Origin of the sequence: Mesorhizobium sp. KR1-2, from assembly GCF_040045035.1 — a bacterium.
Classification (GTDB): Bacteria; Pseudomonadota; Alphaproteobacteria; order Rhizobiales; family Rhizobiaceae; genus Pseudaminobacter.
Genome location: NZ_JBDZDS010000015.1, coordinates 1 through 15,685 on the forward strand (window position 1 = coordinate 1; position 15,685 = coordinate 15,685).

Below are 15,685 nucleotides of genomic sequence, written 5' to 3' on the forward strand. Positions count from 1 at the left end.
GCCTCGTGTTCCTTCAAAATCCCGATGATCTGCTCATCCGAGAAGCGGCTGCGTTTCATGTTCTGGTCCTTTCTTTGGGCCAGAACGAACTTCAATCCGGATCAAGTCAAAGGGGCAACGTCATCCGACCTTGCTGCGGAAATGCATCAGACGGCTTGATTCGGGCCGAAAACTGACGGTCCACTTCAAAGTAAAGGAGGCTGGAAAGCTGCCAGCCCGCTCTCGACCTGTGGCAGTCATCCGGGCTTGCTCGCACAATGGCGTGAGTTGACTCATTGCGCCGCGCCAGCGCGATTTCGCTGCCCGAAAGCCGACATCACTCGCAATCAGTGGTTCTGAACACAAGCGGACTGACGAGGGATGGCCGGCCTACCGCGTAGCGACTAGGTTGGCCTGCTCGCGTAGCCTAAGATTTTAGGGCTCCGAGTCGTCGAGAAAGGGCAAACCTTTAGCAGCGCCTCGTTTGCGTACCCGAGCCGCCCATTCGCTTGTCGCCTTACGATAGTGCGACAGGTGCTCTTCGCGCCAGCCTCTGTCCGGCTTCGACATGGCGAAGCTCTCCATCAAGAACACCCTGGAAATCACTCGGCCCTCGAAGCGTTCTCGGTGGTGTACGCCATGTCGCGCGCGAATCTCGTTTTCGAATTCTCGGTCGAATTATAGAGGCTTCCTCACTGATACATCCGCGGAATATGGTCTGCCCATGTCTTTTCTCTGATCAGTTCGCCGTTCTTCCGCAAAGTCTTAGTGAAAGTGACGTGGAAATATAAGGCATCCGACTCGATCCGCGCCTTGGTCGAGAGGTCTATTTCATTGCCCTTGATGGTAAAAATATTTCTACGTTCGCCTTGGTAGCGGGCGTTGGCGGGCATGGCGTCATTGACGTCCCATCGGTATGACTCGCTGGATCGGTATTTGTCGTCACGAATGATCCAGGCAATGTCGTTGGCGGTCGTGAATGTCGAATCGCCGGTTTGTTCATTGCGGAAACTGTTGAAAACAGGGCCGTTATTTTCCAGCTCTTTGCCAAAAGGTGCCGCATCACTGGGCTCCGGCGGGGGGAGGATACAAGCCTGGGTCGTTTCGTTTTGCATCGGCACCACCGGCAATTCGAGCCATGTGTCGTTGCTCAGCAAAAGACTGGTGGCGCCCGGCGTAGGACTGGGCCAGATCATGGGAAATTGCGCGTTGGCGACGGCCAGGCGGATACGATGGCCGGGTTTGAAGCGCCATGTGGTGAAGTGAACCGAGGTGGTCAGCGTAGTCGGTTCACCGGATATCAGCGCCGCAGGCTCAAGCCGCGAAAAACGCTGGGAAGGATTGATGATCGCGCCGCTAACCAAGGACACCTTGCCATCCGGAGCAACATCCTCCAAACGCACTGTCCACTGGTAAAAAGGAGCATCTGCGGCCACGCGCAAGCGCACTTGCGGCATGCCCATGATTTCCAGGGCCTCGGCCAAGGGGGCAGAGTCGTAGACCAGGCTGTGGGCATCATCCGTTGCCATGTCGCCCGTTTGCTCGCCCCACCAACCACCAGCTGCCATCCCGATGCCGGCGCGGTAGAGCAAGGTTTGGGCGGTTTCCTGCGCTGCGGGGACATTACCCAGATGTTGCGCGGTTTGAGGGTAAAGGCGTTGGGTGGTGCTGCCGTCCGATGGCCACTGCTTATCGCAGCGCCAATAACCGGGGACAGTAGTCAGATCGGTGGCAGGCGCGTGCCCCGTACGCATGAATGCCATCCAGCGAGGCTCATCCAGAATTCCATTGTCTATTCCTTTGAGCCAGTAATCCCACCAGCGCAGGGCCCTTTGCCGCCACTCGTAGTTGGGGCCGGGCACGCCGTATTCAGGCCATGCGTGGTTCCATGGCCCGATTTCCGCAATGACCGGCGCCTTGGCGGTCCGACCCACATCCATGACGAAATCCCGGTAGCCGTCGAGCAATCCCCCGATCAGATAGCTTGGAACCTCCAGGGGTGCTTTGAACCTGAGGGACTCCTTGCGCCAAAAATCGCCATCCTGTTGCTGGCGCAGCCAGGTGAATATCCAGGGCTCCCTGTCGAAACGATTCCGGAAATAATCTTCATCAATGCGGTAGTCCGGGCTTTGCGGCATCGAATTATCGGTATCAATTTGATGCGCATAGGAATCTATGTGCAAAGCGCCGTCGATGTAGTGCACGTCATTGTAGAAAAGGTCGGTCGACCCATGCGCCGCAATGATTGCCTTGAGCGCAGGCGGTTTTCTGTGGGCCGTCATCAGTGAGTTGAAGGCACTCCATGAAAGGCCATACATTCCCACATTGCCATTGGACCAGCTCTTTTTGGACAGCTGGGCGATCAACTCCTCCGCATCGGAAATCTCCGCTTCAGAATACTCGCTTTCGGGGATGCCGCCCTCACTGCCTCCCGTACCGCGCACATCCACACGGGCGACAACATAGCCGCGCTTGGCAAAATATGAGCCATATTCATAATCGCCAAGCGCGAAAAAATCATCCTTGCGATAAGGCAGCATTTCCATAATCACCGGGAAAGTTTCTCCGGGCTCTTTGGCCACGGGCCGGTAGTAGGTCACGGCCAAGCGCACGCCATCTTTCATTTCGAGCGTGCTGTTCTCCAGAAAAAATTCGTAGTGCGTGGCGTCCGCTGACGCCGCGGCCTCTCCAGAGCAGCCGAATAAACCGCCTATGAGGAATAGACAAATTGCTAGTTGCCCCAAGATGTTTGCGCTCCAAGCTATCATTTGTCCCCATGGTGTTTTGTGTTGTTTGCAGCTGCTAATGGCACGTGTCAGCCTGGTGGTTGATTCACGGCTTCGGCGCCCGTGTGCAATCGCCCGCACTCATGACAGTGGCCGTAGTTCTGCGCAAGTCGGTGGATGACGGCAGCTTTACCATCAGCCCGACAATGTCAGGCCGCATCAAGTCCCGCACCTTCTTGCGGCCTAACAGTGGGATGATGTTGTGGTCGATGGCGCCTTGGTAGCCGGTGAGGGACAGTCTGCGCAGATCGCTATTCGTGGCAGCTCGAGCGCCGTCGTTTCCGTGCTGATGGGCCTCGGGGGATAGCCGTAGCGGCCATACTGGAGAGCGAGGGCCGTGATGTCGGCGGTCAACGCCGCTTCGTCATCCGGTGTCTTGGCGACCTTGCGCTGCGTGGACCGATGCTGACCGAGAACCCGGCAGGCCCGTCGCTCGGACACGCCCAGTTCCTCAACGACATGATCCACGCAAGCGCGGCGGCGGGCGGGGCTTAGAAGTTTCCCTTGGCAGCTTCGGCCAGGATCATCTTGTCCAGGGTGAGATCGGAAACAGCACGCCGGAGCCGAGCATTCTCCGCCTCCAGCTCCTTCAGCCGCTTCACCTGATCGCCTTTCAGGCCGCCGTATTCAGCCCGCCATCGATAACATGTAACTTCCGTCACGCCTATCGACCGGATCGCCTCCGCCAGCGACTTGCCTTGCGCACTCAGCACGTCAACCTGACGCAGCGTCGTGACGATCTCTTCTGCCTTGTGTTTTTTCCCTGCCATTTCAATGTCCTTCTGAGGCTCACAAGCCATACTTCAAGAAGGATCGCTTTTCTGGGGGCAGACCACGCCGATAAGACCATATTTTCGAGGCGACTACATCTATTGTAGCATGTGCGCAAACGGCGATTAACCTACTTCAAAGAAATGACTACAGCTTATACTGACATTTGTATATTTCTACTTGGATGACTTTGTTTCAATCTCTACTGCAATAATTCGCAATTTAATTCAGTCAAAATGACTAACATTACGCTTGACTGAACACAAAAGGGCATAAAGCGAGCCTAACACCAGAATAGTATTGTATTTTTCATGCGAGCCACGCAGATAACTTTCCATGAGCGAACAAACGCTTCTCCAATTCGTCAAATCCCCCCCAATATGCGTTAGCTTGAGCATTGCTGACGTAGATTCCGATTTCCTAGGGATAACCCCAAAGCATTATCCGCCCGATACGGTCTTCGACCGCCAAGGAGACACCCGCCCCCGAGTGTTCATCATCAAAAGCGGCTGGGTGTGCATCTCGCGCCATCTTTCCAACGGAAACAGGCAGATCATTGATGTTCCCCTCGCCGGGGATGTGCTCTTCATACCTTCCCTTGATGGAGGAGGCGCCAACTCCCTCACCTCCCTCTCGGAGGTATCGGTGTTCGAGATTTCCGGACAAGTATTCAGGAAGGCGCTTGATCGCCATCCAATGCTAAGCGCGCTGTTTTCACGGATTATTGCGCGTCAGCACTCGATCGCTGTTGAGCGCCTGACCAGCGTCTGCCGGCGTAACGCCCTCGAGCGCACGGCGCACTACCTGCTCGAACTGGGCGAGAGGCTGGGGGCCGCCGGCGCAATTACCGAACACGGCTACAGCTGCCCGCTCACGCAGCATGACTTGGCCGACGTGCTCGGCCTCACACAGATCCACATCAATCGCATCCTGCGAGAATTGCGCGAGAGAGAATTAGTTTCGTTTCGCGCCGGCACGGTCGAGTTCTTGAGCCGGCCAAAACTCGTCAACCTCGCGGGTTTTGAAGGGGGCTATCTCCACTACAATTGGACCTACGGACTTCACCAAATCGGAGCATCGCGACAGGCCTCCCACCACCCGCCAGCGCGCAAGACTTTCAAGACTTGAATCCAGCGCGGTTGGAAGCCCGAAGGACGGATAGCAGCACCACTGATGACGGGCATAGCCACTGCGTGGGCGAAGTTCTCATCATCATTTCAGATTAATCTATGTTAATGAAAAGATTCACAATATAGCTATCGTCGTATAAAGTTCTCCCGATCGTGGTAGGAAAGCACCATCTGGAGAATATACAGGGACCATCTAAATAATCCTTCCGCCTAAGCGCCACACTGGCGCACCTGGCAATATAAAATCAACTAACCAATGGGCCGATTAATCACCGAAGGGGTTATCCGTGTGCTGAAAGGACAAGTACTCCGATGGAGATCAACGTAGGACAATATCGGGGCCATTCGAGCCCTGCTCATACCAGGAGCAACCTTGAAACAGTGCCGGTGGGTGGCGAGACCGAAGACCACCCCCATGAACGCTTGCTGATTATCGATAGTAGGGCGCTCGATCGCGAGTGTCTCGCTAACGCACTAGTCCACCACGATATCGGAATGGAAATTTCGGCCTTGGGGTCCATCGGAGAATGGCGAACGCAGAGCTACCTGCATTCTACGCCGGCAGCAATTCTCCTAAACCTGGGCGGCAGGAAAGCAACGGACCCCAGCGTGACAGCGGAAATCTCGGCACTTACTGCCGAGTTCAAATCGGTTCCCGTCGTCATACTGGCCGATACCGATGACGTGAAACAGGTGGTCAAGGCACTGGAAGTCGGCGCACACGGCTACATCCCCACCTCCGTCGGGGTCGAAGTCTGCATTGAAGCGATCAACCTGGCCATCGCGGGCGGCATCTTCGTTCCAGCTAGCAGCCTGCTGGCCATGCGGCACCTCGTGGACTCCAGCAGCCAGGACGTACAGCCATTGGCCGGTATGTTCACGCTCCGCCAGGCGGAGGTCGTGCAAGCGCTGCGGAGGGGAAAAGCCAACAAGATCATCGCGTATGAGCTGAAATTGCGAGAAAGTACCGTCAAGGTCCATATCCGCAATATCATGAAGAAGCTGAAGGCGACCAACCGGACAGAGGTTGCCTACAAGCTGAACGATCTCTTCCAAGGGGAGGCCTAGGGACCTTGGTCTTGGCCTTCAGACTGCGGACCGCAGGCCACAGCAGTCTCCCGCATAAGCAATCCTTGCGGGAGACGCTCCATCACGGACGCCTGCCACGGCCCTTAGCGTTACCATTGAGGCCCATGCGAAGCCAGAATGGTCATGAGCGGCTACCATTTGCGTGAACATGTGCCGCATGTCGCGATGACCGAAGTCGAGTTTTCCCCAGAAATAAAGCCGACCGAGAACGTAATACTTGAGGCCAAGTCAGTATATTGATAATTACCTAAATATTGGCAATTTCCATTATGACATTTTGTTTTCGCGAGTGGGGGGCTGCTCAAATGGACAATATGATGCGATTGGGCAGCGCGGGGCTGCAGGACTTTTCCTTTATGAATGTCCGCCTGGCAACTGTCGCCAATGGGGAACATGGACTGCTGGTCATGAAATCGGACCAGCTCGTCGCCGTTCTGACCCAGGTCGATGAAGAAGTTTATTCGGTAAAGGGCGGCTGGTTCCTGGAGACAGGGTTCGGCAAGCTCGGGGGACATCATCGGCTGTTCGCCTCCCTCGACGAGGCAACATCCTGGATTGCCGACCGTTTTGAGGCAGACGGGCAGCAAGTGCTCGAAGCCGACGCAGCCTAAAATCCAACGGTTTCCATGCGAGAGCGGCGCGGGCGAGCTTTCTCCTGCTCGGGCCCGGGCGGCGATCGTTATCCCGCGGTTCCCACAGGCTTGGGCGCCGTCTGGCAATGATCAGTGCCGCAGCCCACGGCTTGGATTCCCGCTGCGCGCCCGTTCGTGCGATCCAGTTAAACGCTTACCACGAGGAGACACGTGGTGATACTGCAGACTAGCATTCTAGCGCCGGGGCGACCCTTTAGACATAGCAACCACATTGCGAGGTTGCATTTCGTTCCAGGCCCGGCGCTCGGACTTCAGCCCTGAAATCCAAAAGCATCAGTCCTGAGGCCAGATTTTCAGGTGACGATCGTCGTAATCGAGGCAGCGACCAAAAGGCCAGCCACGACGAGAAGCGCGCCGTAGATCGTCGGTTTGTTGAAAAGCACGGCAAAGGCCGAGCCCCAAACCACGATGGCCGATGCCAGTGCATACAGGAAGGCCGGCTTGTTACTCCAGGCTATGCCTATCGCCATCAGCCCGGCCACTATGAGTGCGCCAAAAAGAAGCATGATCGACAGCGCGAATTTTTCGACCGAATCCATTGCTCAACCTCTCCTCGTCGATGACGAATGTGCCGGATCGCAGCGGCTTGGGCAATGCCTGTCCATACCTCAATTTTTGGGGGCGGCTCGTTGCTTCAAGGCGTGCTGGCGCGCAGCCGCCAGGCGCGCACGAACAGGCTGAGCGCGTAAAGCACCAGCAGGACGGTTATGACGCGCACCAGAGTTACCGCGCTGGAAAGCGGGATGAAGATTAGCGCCAGTCCGAACAGGATGTAGAGGCCGCCCCCGAACAAGGAGGGCCAGAGCCGTGAACGGCGCTCGCGATCCATCATCGAGGAAAGAATTTCCATGACGCCCACCAGGATCGCAACCAGCCCCACGAGCCCTGCGAGGAAGCCCATGGTGAAGATGGTGAGGAGGAAGGAGCCGGACAGCACCATGAGCCCGGCGACAATCGCGAGAGCGTTGCGCACGACGCTGAACCAGAATGTCGTCGTTTTCCTCGGACCGGAGTAGGTCGGGGTCGCCAGCCCGAGTATGCCGTCCACCAGAAGCAGGCCTCCGCCTGCGAGGACGAGGAACGTGACGGCCTGTTCCGGAAACATGAAGGCGACGATCGCGGCAGCGATCATCAGCAGTCCGCGCAAAGCGGTCAGGGTCGCTGCAAAACGTTCGGACTCTACCGCTGCCATCGTCGATGGTCCCTGGCGCTTCCATTCCCTGCGGCAATGAAGCCTCAATTCCAAGGACTTGGCAAGAGTGGGCAGGGGAGCCTCGGCTTAACCTCTTGTTGACCATGGGCGGCCATGATGCCCGCAACCACGGCTGCCATGCACCGTGACTGCCCCCTTGCTTTGACTATAGAGGAGTTGGAATGAGCAATCGTATCGTCATGCGCACCGGTGAGGCCCTGGCCGCAGGCGGCCCTCCCGGCACCGCGTCTGAACCGGAAGTGGTGATCGGCGAACTCGACGGTCCTGTCGGCACCGCCCTTGCCACCCTGACCGGCGATCAGGTTGCCGGGCATACCCGGGTCTTCGCGCTGCTGAACACCGACATCATGGTTCGTCCCGTCACGCTGTGCGTGTCCAAGGTGACGGTGAAGAGCTCGCGCTACACCAATATCCTGATGGGCACGGTGCAGTTCGCGATCGCCAATGGCGTTCTCGATGCCGTGCGCGCAGGCTTCATCCCGAAGGAGAAGGCCAACGATCTCGGCATCATCTGTTCGGTCTGGCTGGCGCCGAGCGTGATCGACGACCAGAACCTCGACCATCGGATTCTGTTCGACCTGCACCGGAAGGGAACGACCGAGGCCATCCGCAAGGCCATGGCCAACGAGCCTTCGATCGACTGGCTGCTCGAGAACCAGGACAAGATCATGCACAAGTACCACCAGATGGGACTTGACGGTAAGATCTGACGTCTCAGCATATTGGGCGGAGAAATTCGCCTGAAAACAAGCCGCCGCCTCGCAAGGGACGGCGGCTTTTGCTTGCTTGGCACCCGGCAAAAGAAAAGGGCCTCGGCGATGCCGAGGCCCTCCGATGGCAGCTGAAGCTGCGTATCAGAACTTGAAGTTGATGCCGGCGCGGACCGTGTGGAAGTTCAGCTTCCGGTTGAGATCGAGATTGACGTCGTCGTCGATCGCGCCGTTGAAGAGGTTGGCCTTGCCGAGATCGGTGTACAGGTACTCGGTCTTGAAGGTGACATTGTCGGTGACGGCATACTCAGCACCGGCGCCGATCGTCCAGCCAGCCTTGGTCTTCTTCTTGCTCACGTCGAAGGCTTCGCCATCGATCGAATCGTGGGCGTAGCTGGTCGTGCGACCATAGGCGAGACCGCCCGTAGCGTAGGCCAGGAAACGATCCGTGGCGACGACGCCCATGCGAGCGCGCACGGTGCCGTACCAGTCAAGTTTGGTGCCCATTCTGCCGGCGATGATCTCGTCCCCGTCATCGTCAGTGGCGGAGAATTCAGCCTTGACGTTGGAGCCCTGGAGGTCGGCTTCGAGACCGACAACGAACTGGTCGATCTGGTAGTTGTAGCCAACCTGGCCGCCGCCGACAAAGCCGTTGGCGTTGAGATTGAACGAGCCGGACTCGACGCCATCCACGTCGGTCACGGTGGCCAGGTGCTTCGCCTTGCCGCCGGCATAGCCGGCGTTCAGGCCGATATAGGCACCGGTCCAGCTGAAGATCGGGGTCACGGCTACCGGAGCCGGCGGCTCATAGGAGACGACATCAGCCGCAAAGGCGGTGGACGACAGAAAAGCGACAGCTGCTGCGAGGCCGAGAGTATGCTTGAACTTCATGATCCTACTTTCAAATCCTACTTTCAAATTGCATCGGGTGGCTCCGTTTACACGCTATAGCTGCAATAGGCTGTGACAAACCGGCAACAATCGCGGCTTTGCTTTGGCGTGGTAAACAAACACTTTCGGGCTTGGCGGCTGCGCCACTGAGCTAATGCTGCGGCGGTTTGAGAGGTCGCGCGAGGTGACGCATGGTGAGGGGAATAACCATGTCGAGTGCGGCCGCTTTGTGACCTTCGATTTTCAATCTTTCCTCGGGAGGAGCCATAAAAATCCTCGGCAACATGGCTCCTTCACTGCAATATTTAACCATCGGACAGTTTGTGGCGGTTGCAGGGAGTTCCGGCCGAGCGCTCATACCTTTATCTGGGGGCAGCCGGGACTTATTGCGTGGATTGAGGGGATGGTCGACCGGTTCGGGTGGATCGTCTGGCTCTCCGTCACACAAAAGAACACCTAGATCAGGAGCAGTTTGAATGATTGGTACAACGGCCCTATTGGGCAAATATTCGGGTCGGTACGGGATGCGCGCCCTTGCGGTCACCGCCGCCTTCGTCGGCATCCTCTCCACCAGCTCAGTCCTCCAGGCGGCCGATGGCTACGACGCGGACGCGTCGATCAAGATCGGCTCGCTCTACGAGCCGCAGAACCTCGACAACACCGCAGGCGCCGGCCAGGGCGTCAACGAGGCGTTCAACAGCAACGTCTATGAGGCACTGTTCCGCCTGACCGACTCGGGCTCGGTCGAAAAGGTGCTCGCCAGCGACTATAAGGTCAGCGACGACGGCCTGACCTACACGATCACCCTGCTGCCGGGCGTAAAGTTCCATTCGGGCGAGCCGCTGACCGCCAAGGACGTCAAGTACAGTATCGAGCGCGTGGTCGCTCCCGATTCCAAGAGCTCGCGCAAGAAGAGCCTCGAGCCGATCAGCTCGATCGCGACGCCGGACGACAACACGGTCGTCATCAAGCTTGCCTCGCGTTCGATTTCGCTGCCCTACAATCTGAGCTATGTCTGGATCGTCAACGACGCCGCGGCCGACATTACGGCGAAAGAGGACGGCACCGGCCCCTACAAGCTGGAAGACTGGCGCCGCGGCTCGACCATTTCCCTCAAGCGCTTCGACGGCTATTGGGGCGAAAAGCCGACCAATGGCGAAGTGGTGTTCACCTACTTCACCGACGCGACCGCGCTCAACAACGCGCTGCTGACCGGCGCGGTGGACATCGTCACCAGCGTCCAGAGCCCGGATTCGCTTGCCCAGTTCAAGGACAATCCTGAGTTTAAGGTCAGCGAAGGCCAGTCCACCACCAAGGAACTGTTCGCATTCAACGATCGCGTCGAGCCCTTCAACGACGTCAAGGTGCGCAAGGCGATTGCCCGCGCCATCGACAAGAAGAAGCTGCTCAACTCGATCTGGGGCGAATACGGCACGCTGATCGGCTCCTTCGTGCCGCCGACGGACCCGTGGTATGTCGACCTGACCGGCGTCGATCCGTATGACGTGGACAGCGCTAAGGCATTGCTCGCCGAGGCCGGCCATGCCGATGGCTTCACCTTCACGCTCGACACGCCGAACTACGACCCGCATCCGATCGTCGCCCAGTTCATCAAGAGCGAGCTGGCCAAGGTCGGCATCACGGTCAACATCAACGTGATCACTGCCAACGAGTGGTACACGAAGATCTACAAGGCGCATGACTTCCAGGCGACGCTGCAGGAGCACGTCAACCACCGCGACATCGTGTTCTACGGCAATCCCGACTTCTACTGGGGCTACGACAATCCCAAGGTTGTCGACCTGATCAAGTCGGCCGAGACCAGCGCCACGACGGATGAGCAGACGGCCAAGCTGACCGAGGCCAACCGCACCATCGCCGAGGATGCGGCCAGCAGCTGGCTTTATCTCTATCCGCAGATCGTGATATCGAAGGCCAACGTCAGCGGCTATCCGGTCAACGGTCTGAACTCGCAGTTCTTCGCCTACGGCATCAAGAAGAGCGCGGACTGACCCTGACACGCTGACACCGTCGCCTTATTAGGGGCGTCGACCTGTGCTGTATCGAACATCGTGCGGAAGCCCTTCCGCACGATGTTTCCGTTAGGGCATGATCCCGAAGAGTTGCGGACTTTTCGGACAAGATCATGCTCCAAAGACAAAAGTTTGGAGCGAGATGGCGTTTCAACGAGAAGCCACCTCGCTCTAGGGACGAAAGGAATCGCCATTTTTTCCTACGTCGTTCGGCGACTTGGCCTTCTGGTGCTGTCGCTCTTCATTGCTTCGCTGGTTCTCTTCGTTTTGCTCAGGCTGCTTCCGGGCGATCCGGCCAATGCGCTGCTGTCGGTCGGAGCGGACCCGCGGCAGATCGAAGCGGCGCGCGAGCAAGTCGGATCGAACCTGCCGCTTGGCGAACAATTCCTGCGCTTCCTCGGAAACCTCGCACGCTTCGACTTCGGCAATTCTTTCATCAGCCGCGCGCCGGTGGCTGACGAGATCGCCGCGCGACTGGCGGTGACGCTGCCACTGGCGCTGCTCGGGTTCATCCTTGCCATTGCCATCGCCGTGCCGCTCGGCATCGTCTCCGCCGTCAAGGCAGATCGCTGGTACGGCGCGCTGATCTCGACCGTCTCGCAGCTTGGCATTGCCATTCCCGTTTTCTGGGTCGGCATCCTGCTGGTCATGGCCTTTGCCATCAATATCCGTATTTTCCCGTCCGGCGGCTTCCCCTCGCGTGGCTGGCACGCGTCGGTCGAAGCCTTGCGGGCTCTGACGCTGCCGGTGCTGACCATCGCCATCGTCATGTCCGCCTCGCTGCTGCGCTACGTGCGCGCGGCAACGCTGGACGTTCTGGGCAGCGACTATCTGCGTACCGCGCGTGCGCTGGGTGCCGGCTTCACCGAAGCCTTCGTTCGCCACGGCATCCGCAACGGGGCCGTGCCCGTCATCTCCATTCTCGGCATCGAGCTGGCGTCCACCTTCCTCGGCGCCGTTGTGATCGAGCGTGTCTTCACGCTGCCCGGCCTGGGGTCCATGCTGCTTCTCGGTATCGAGCAGCGCGACTATCCCAATGTGCAGGGCGTGCTTTTCGTCTCGACGCTTCTGGTGCTCCTGGTCGGCTTTGCGGCCGATCTCGTCCAGCGGCTGATCGACCCCAGACTGCGCGACAAGGTGGGAGCGGGGTCATGAGCGCCGCCGAAGAACTCACGCCCGCGACGGTTTCGAGCGAGCGCAAGTCGCGCTGGTCGCCGACCCTCACCATCGGCCTGATCCTGGTCGGCATTCACGTCGTCCTCGCGCTGCTCACGCTTTTCTGGACGCCCTACGATCCGGCAAGCATGACCGGCGGCCGGCTCGAACCGCCATCCTTCGCCCATTGGGTGGGCACCGACCGGCTGGGCCGGGATTTTTTCACCCAGATCATGATCGGCTCGCGCATCGCGCTCATCGTCGGCGCGGGCGCGGTCGCCATCGGCGCGGCCATCGGCGTCACCATTGGGCTGCTTGCCGCCTTTGCGACGCGCCTGCTTGACGATGCGCTGGCGGCCACGCTGGACATCCTCATCGCCTTCCCGACGCTGCTGCTGGCAATGCTGGTGGTGGCGGCAAGCGACAGCGCAAGCCTCTGGACCGCGATACTGGCGCTCGGCATCGCCATGTCGGCAATCGTGGCGCGGCTCACCCGCATCCTCGCCAAGCGCGTGCTGCAGAACGACTACATCACCGCCTCGCGCACCTCCGGCACGTCGTGGCCGGGCGTGGTGGTCAGGCACGTGCTGCCCAACATCTGGCCGACGCTCAGCGTCAATTTCGCGCTGCAATTCGGTATCGCGGTCATTGCCGAAGCCTCGCTGTCCTATCTCGGCCTCGGCGCGCCGCCGCCCAATGCCTCGTGGGGCCGCCTGCTGCAGGAAGCGCAAGGCACGGTCTACACGGCCCCCATCGGGGCCATCGCGCCGGGCATTGCCCTGGTGACGCTGGTGATCGGCATCAACCTCTTGGCCGACGGCCTGCGCGACATTGGCGACCCGACGCGGAGGGTCTCGCGATGACGCCGCTGCTTTCTGTCGATGGGCTCACGCTGAAGACCGGCGACAAGACGCTGGTTTCCGACCTGTCATTTTCCCTGGGCGCTGGCGAGCGCATGGGGCTGATCGGCGAATCCGGCTCGGGCAAGTCGCTGACTGCCATGGCGGTGACGGGCCTTTTGCCAAAATCCATCGTGCCCGCCGGCTCGATCCTGCTCGACGGCCGGCAGGTGGTCGGCACACCCGAACGCACGCTGAACGGCCTGCGCGGCTCGTCGGTTGCCGTGGTTTTCCAGGAACCGCTGACCGCGCTCGACCCTTTGATGAAGATCGGCAGGCAGGTGGCGGGGCCGCTGGCGCGGCGTCTGGCGCGCGAAGGCAAGTCGCCCTCGCGCCGCGAGGTCGAGCGCGAGGTGCTGCAATTCCTCGATCATGTCGCGCTGCCGCAGCCGGAGCGGATTGCCAATTCCTACCCGCACGAGATTTCGGGCGGCCAGCGCCAGCGCGTCGCCATCGCCATGGCGCTCGCCTGCAAGCCGAAGCTGCTGATCGCAGACGAGCCGACCACTGCGCTCGACGTGACCACGCAGGCGGAAATCCTGAAACTGCTCGACAGCCTGGTGCGCGAGCTTGGCATGGCGCTGCTGTTCATCAGCCACGACCTGCCGGTGGTTGCGACGGTGGTGGATCGCGTGACGGTGCTGCGCAACGGCCGCGCGGTGGAGGAGGGGCCAGTGAAGTCGGTCTTCGACCAGCCGCGCGACGACTACACGAAGACCCTCGTCGAGGCCGCACGCTCCTTCGACAACGCGCTTGAGGGAACGGCATGACCCTGCTCGATGTGCGCGACGTGACCTTCGGCTACGGCCGGCAGCGCCAGGTGCTGCACGGCGTTTCCTTTGCGGTGAAGAAAGGCGTGAGCGTTGGCCTCGTCGGCGAATCCGGCTCGGGCAAGACCACGATCCTGCGCCTGCTTCTGGGGCTGACCAAGCCGGCCGGCGGCACGATCAACTTCGGCGGTTCCGCCCTCGATCCGTCCGACCGCGGCTTCATGCGCGACTATCGCCGCTCGGTGCAGGCGGTGTTCCAGGACCCGTATTCCTCGCTCGACCCGCGCCAGAAGGTGCGCGACATCATTTCCGAGCCGCTGCAGTCGCTGCGCATTCCGGGCGCGCATGGCGATGCGGTCGCTGCCGCGCTCGATGCGGTCGGCCTGCCGGCAGATGCCATCAACCGCTATCCGCACGAATTCTCCGGCGGCCAGCGCCAGCGCATCGCCATCGCCCGCGCTATCGTCGCCCGCCCGCAACTTGTGCTGGCGGATGAAGCGGTCAGCGCGCTCGACCTTTCGACGCGCATTCGCATCGTCGATCTGTTCAAGCGGCTGTCGGAAAACATGACGCTGGTGTTCGTCTCGCACGATCTCGGCGTGGTCGCCTCGCTTTGCGAGGAGATCATCATTCTGGAGCGCGGCCATATCGTGGAAAGCGGCAAGACCCGCGCGATACTGGACGCCCCGCAGCACCCCTATACGCAGAAACTTCTGAAGAGCGTTCCGCGCATGCCTCGTTAGCAATCACGGGCGTGCACAGATCAAAAGGCAGAGAGAGCATGACGACCGATCAGGACTACATCCGCAGCATCGAAGACTGGCGCGCCAAGCGACTGGCCAATCTCAAGGCCGATGACGGCTGGCTCAACATCATCGGCCGCTGGTGGCTGGAGCCGGGCTCGGTGACGGTCGGCTCTGCCGAGGACAATGACATCGTGCTTTCGGCCGGTCCTGCCCATGTCGGGACGCTGACCCAGGGCTCCGACGGCGGCGTCGCCTTCTCGCCGGCGGACGGTTCGCAGCCCACCCTGCTGAAGCTCGACAAGAAGCATCCGCCGCGCTTTACCGCCGGCCAGCTGCTGCTCGAAGTGACGACGCTGAACGGCCAGAACGCGCTGCGCGTCCGCGACACCGAGTCGACCGAGCGCGACGAATTTCCGGGCATCGAGTCGTTCCCCATCGATCCGAGTTGGCGCATCGTCGCCGACTGGATCCCGCTGGAGACGGCGATCGAGATGACGGTCGACACGGTGCTGGGCATTCCGACCGATGTGACGATCACCCACAAGGCCGCTTTCACCCGCGACGGTGTGGGCTATGAGCTGCTGCCGACGCATGGCACGCCGCAGATGCCGCAATTCGTGCTGCGCGACCAGACCGCGCGCGACAAGACCTACCCGGCCTCGCGCTTCCTCTATGGCGAGGACATCACCGAAAAGACCATCGTGCTGGACTTCAACAAGGCGATCAATCCGCCCTGCGCCTTCACGCATCACGCCGTGTGCCCGCTGCCGCCGGCTGAAAACGTCCTGCCGATCCGCATCGAAGCGGGCGAGCTCAAGATGCACGACTGAAGCAGAGCCTCCGTCGATTCGAGGGCTGGA

Annotated in this window: 14 protein-coding genes and 1 pseudogene; 10 read left to right on the top strand and 5 right to left on the bottom strand. The window is 60.0% G+C overall.

The features are described 5' to 3' along the window. Positions 1-671 precede the first annotated feature (671 nt). On the bottom strand, positions 672-2,723 hold the full coding sequence (locus ABLE85_RS22615) for a CocE/NonD family hydrolase (RefSeq protein ID WP_348794966.1): 2,052 nt from the start codon (positions 2,721-2,723) through the stop codon (positions 672-674). Between the two features lie 345 nt (positions 2,724-3,068). Next, positions 3,069-3,535 (bottom strand): annotated as a pseudogene (locus ABLE85_RS22620) (transposase); the annotation flags it as partial. Positions 3,536-3,872: 337 nt separating this feature from the next. Here ABLE85_RS22620 and ABLE85_RS22625 point away from each other — a divergent pair. From ABLE85_RS22625 to ABLE85_RS22635, 3 genes are all read left to right on the top strand, one after another. Beyond that, on the top strand, positions 3,873-4,664 hold the full coding sequence (locus tag ABLE85_RS22625) for a Crp/Fnr family transcriptional regulator (RefSeq protein WP_348794967.1): 792 nt from the start codon (positions 3,873-3,875) through the stop codon (positions 4,662-4,664). 314 nt (positions 4,665-4,978) lie between these two features. After that, the gene (locus tag ABLE85_RS22630; protein WP_348794968.1) at positions 4,979-5,734 is read left to right on the top strand and encodes a response regulator transcription factor; all 756 of its coding nucleotides are present in this window, start codon (positions 4,979-4,981) and stop codon (positions 5,732-5,734) included. Positions 5,735-6,060: 326 nt separating this feature from the next. Beyond that, positions 6,061-6,366 carry a hypothetical protein gene (locus ABLE85_RS22635; protein WP_348794969.1) on the top strand — a complete coding sequence of 102 codons (306 nt, stop codon included), beginning with the start codon at positions 6,061-6,063 and terminating at the stop codon, positions 6,364-6,366. 335 nt (positions 6,367-6,701) lie between these two features. Here ABLE85_RS22635 and ABLE85_RS22640 read toward each other — a convergent pair whose 3' ends face one another. Continuing rightward, complete coding sequence (locus ABLE85_RS22640) at positions 6,702-6,947, bottom strand: hypothetical protein (RefSeq protein ID WP_348794970.1); 246 nt, start codon at positions 6,945-6,947, stop codon at positions 6,702-6,704. Positions 6,948-7,042: 95 nt separating this feature from the next. Next, positions 7,043-7,600, bottom strand: a complete 558-nt coding sequence (locus tag ABLE85_RS22645; RefSeq protein WP_348794971.1) for a DUF308 domain-containing protein — start codon at positions 7,598-7,600, stop codon at positions 7,043-7,045. Positions 7,601-7,782: 182 nt separating this feature from the next. Here ABLE85_RS22645 and ABLE85_RS22650 point away from each other — a divergent pair, with 182 nt between their 5' ends. After that, positions 7,783-8,331: a formaldehyde-activating enzyme gene (locus tag ABLE85_RS22650; RefSeq protein WP_348794972.1), complete on the top strand. Its 549-nt coding sequence runs from the start codon at positions 7,783-7,785 to the stop codon at positions 8,329-8,331. A gap of 144 nt (positions 8,332-8,475) precedes the next feature. On the opposite strand, the gene ABLE85_RS22655 is transcribed toward ABLE85_RS22650, so the two are convergent. Beyond that, positions 8,476-9,222, bottom strand: coding sequence for an outer membrane protein (locus ABLE85_RS22655; protein WP_348794973.1), 747 nt, complete (start codon positions 9,220-9,222; stop codon positions 8,476-8,478). 476 nt (positions 9,223-9,698) lie between these two features. Here ABLE85_RS22655 and ABLE85_RS22660 point away from each other — a divergent pair, with 476 nt between their 5' ends. The 6 genes from ABLE85_RS22660 (at position 9,699) to ABLE85_RS22685 (ending at position 15,655) form a co-directional block, all read left to right on the top strand. Further along, positions 9,699-11,234, top strand: a complete 1,536-nt coding sequence (locus ABLE85_RS22660; RefSeq protein WP_348794974.1) for an ABC transporter substrate-binding protein — start codon at positions 9,699-9,701, stop codon at positions 11,232-11,234. A gap of 213 nt (positions 11,235-11,447) precedes the next feature. Next, positions 11,448-12,410 carry an ABC transporter permease gene (locus ABLE85_RS22665; protein WP_348795006.1) on the top strand — a complete coding sequence of 321 codons (963 nt, stop codon included), beginning with the start codon at positions 11,448-11,450 and terminating at the stop codon, positions 12,408-12,410. Next, the gene (locus ABLE85_RS22670) at positions 12,407-13,273 is read left to right on the top strand and encodes an ABC transporter permease (RefSeq protein ID WP_348794975.1); all 867 of its coding nucleotides are present in this window, start codon (positions 12,407-12,409) and stop codon (positions 13,271-13,273) included. The genes ABLE85_RS22665 and ABLE85_RS22670 overlap by 4 nt, the downstream gene beginning before the upstream one ends. Next, a complete protein-coding gene (locus ABLE85_RS22675) occupies positions 13,270-14,079 on the top strand; it encodes an ABC transporter ATP-binding protein (protein WP_348794976.1) in 810 nt (269 codons plus the stop codon). The genes ABLE85_RS22670 and ABLE85_RS22675 overlap by 4 nt, the downstream gene beginning before the upstream one ends. Beyond that, entirely contained in the window at positions 14,076-14,822 is a 747-nt protein-coding gene (locus ABLE85_RS22680) for an ABC transporter ATP-binding protein (protein ID WP_348794977.1), read from the top strand. Before ABLE85_RS22675 ends, ABLE85_RS22680 begins: the two co-directional genes overlap by 4 nt. 38 nt (positions 14,823-14,860) lie before the next feature. Next, positions 14,861-15,655 (top strand): DUF1684 domain-containing protein, encoded by a 795-nt coding sequence (locus ABLE85_RS22685; RefSeq protein ID WP_348794978.1) that lies wholly within the window; start codon positions 14,861-14,863, stop codon positions 15,653-15,655. The last annotated feature ends 30 nt before the right edge of the window (positions 15,656-15,685 follow it).

What these genes read in the sequence shown, in the direction of transcription:
- ABLE85_RS22625 (WP_348794967.1), top strand. Translation starts at nt 3,873, where the DNA reads ATGAGCGAACAAACGCTTCTCCAATTCGTCAAATCCCCCCCAATATGC.
- ABLE85_RS22630 (WP_348794968.1), top strand. Translation starts at nt 4,979, where the DNA reads ATGGAGATCAACGTAGGACAATATCGGGGCCATTCGAGCCCTGCTCAT.
- ABLE85_RS22635 (WP_348794969.1), top strand. Translation starts at nt 6,061, where the DNA reads ATGGACAATATGATGCGATTGGGCAGCGCGGGGCTGCAGGACTTTTCC.
- ABLE85_RS22640 (WP_348794970.1), bottom strand. Translation starts at nt 6,947, where the DNA reads ATGGATTCGGTCGAAAAATTCGCGCTGTCGATCATGCTTCTTTTTGGC.
- ABLE85_RS22645 (WP_348794971.1), bottom strand. Translation starts at nt 7,600, where the DNA reads ATGGCAGCGGTAGAGTCCGAACGTTTTGCAGCGACCCTGACCGCTTTG.
- ABLE85_RS22650 (WP_348794972.1), top strand. Translation starts at nt 7,783, where the DNA reads ATGAGCAATCGTATCGTCATGCGCACCGGTGAGGCCCTGGCCGCAGGC.
- ABLE85_RS22655 (WP_348794973.1), bottom strand. Translation starts at nt 9,222, where the DNA reads ATGAAGTTCAAGCATACTCTCGGCCTCGCAGCAGCTGTCGCTTTTCTG.
- ABLE85_RS22660 (WP_348794974.1), top strand. Translation starts at nt 9,699, where the DNA reads ATGATTGGTACAACGGCCCTATTGGGCAAATATTCGGGTCGGTACGGG.
- ABLE85_RS22670 (WP_348794975.1), top strand. Translation starts at nt 12,407, where the DNA reads ATGAGCGCCGCCGAAGAACTCACGCCCGCGACGGTTTCGAGCGAGCGC.
- ABLE85_RS22675 (WP_348794976.1), top strand. Translation starts at nt 13,270, where the DNA reads ATGACGCCGCTGCTTTCTGTCGATGGGCTCACGCTGAAGACCGGCGAC.
- ABLE85_RS22680 (WP_348794977.1), top strand. Translation starts at nt 14,076, where the DNA reads ATGACCCTGCTCGATGTGCGCGACGTGACCTTCGGCTACGGCCGGCAG.
- ABLE85_RS22685 (WP_348794978.1), top strand. Translation starts at nt 14,861, where the DNA reads ATGACGACCGATCAGGACTACATCCGCAGCATCGAAGACTGGCGCGCC.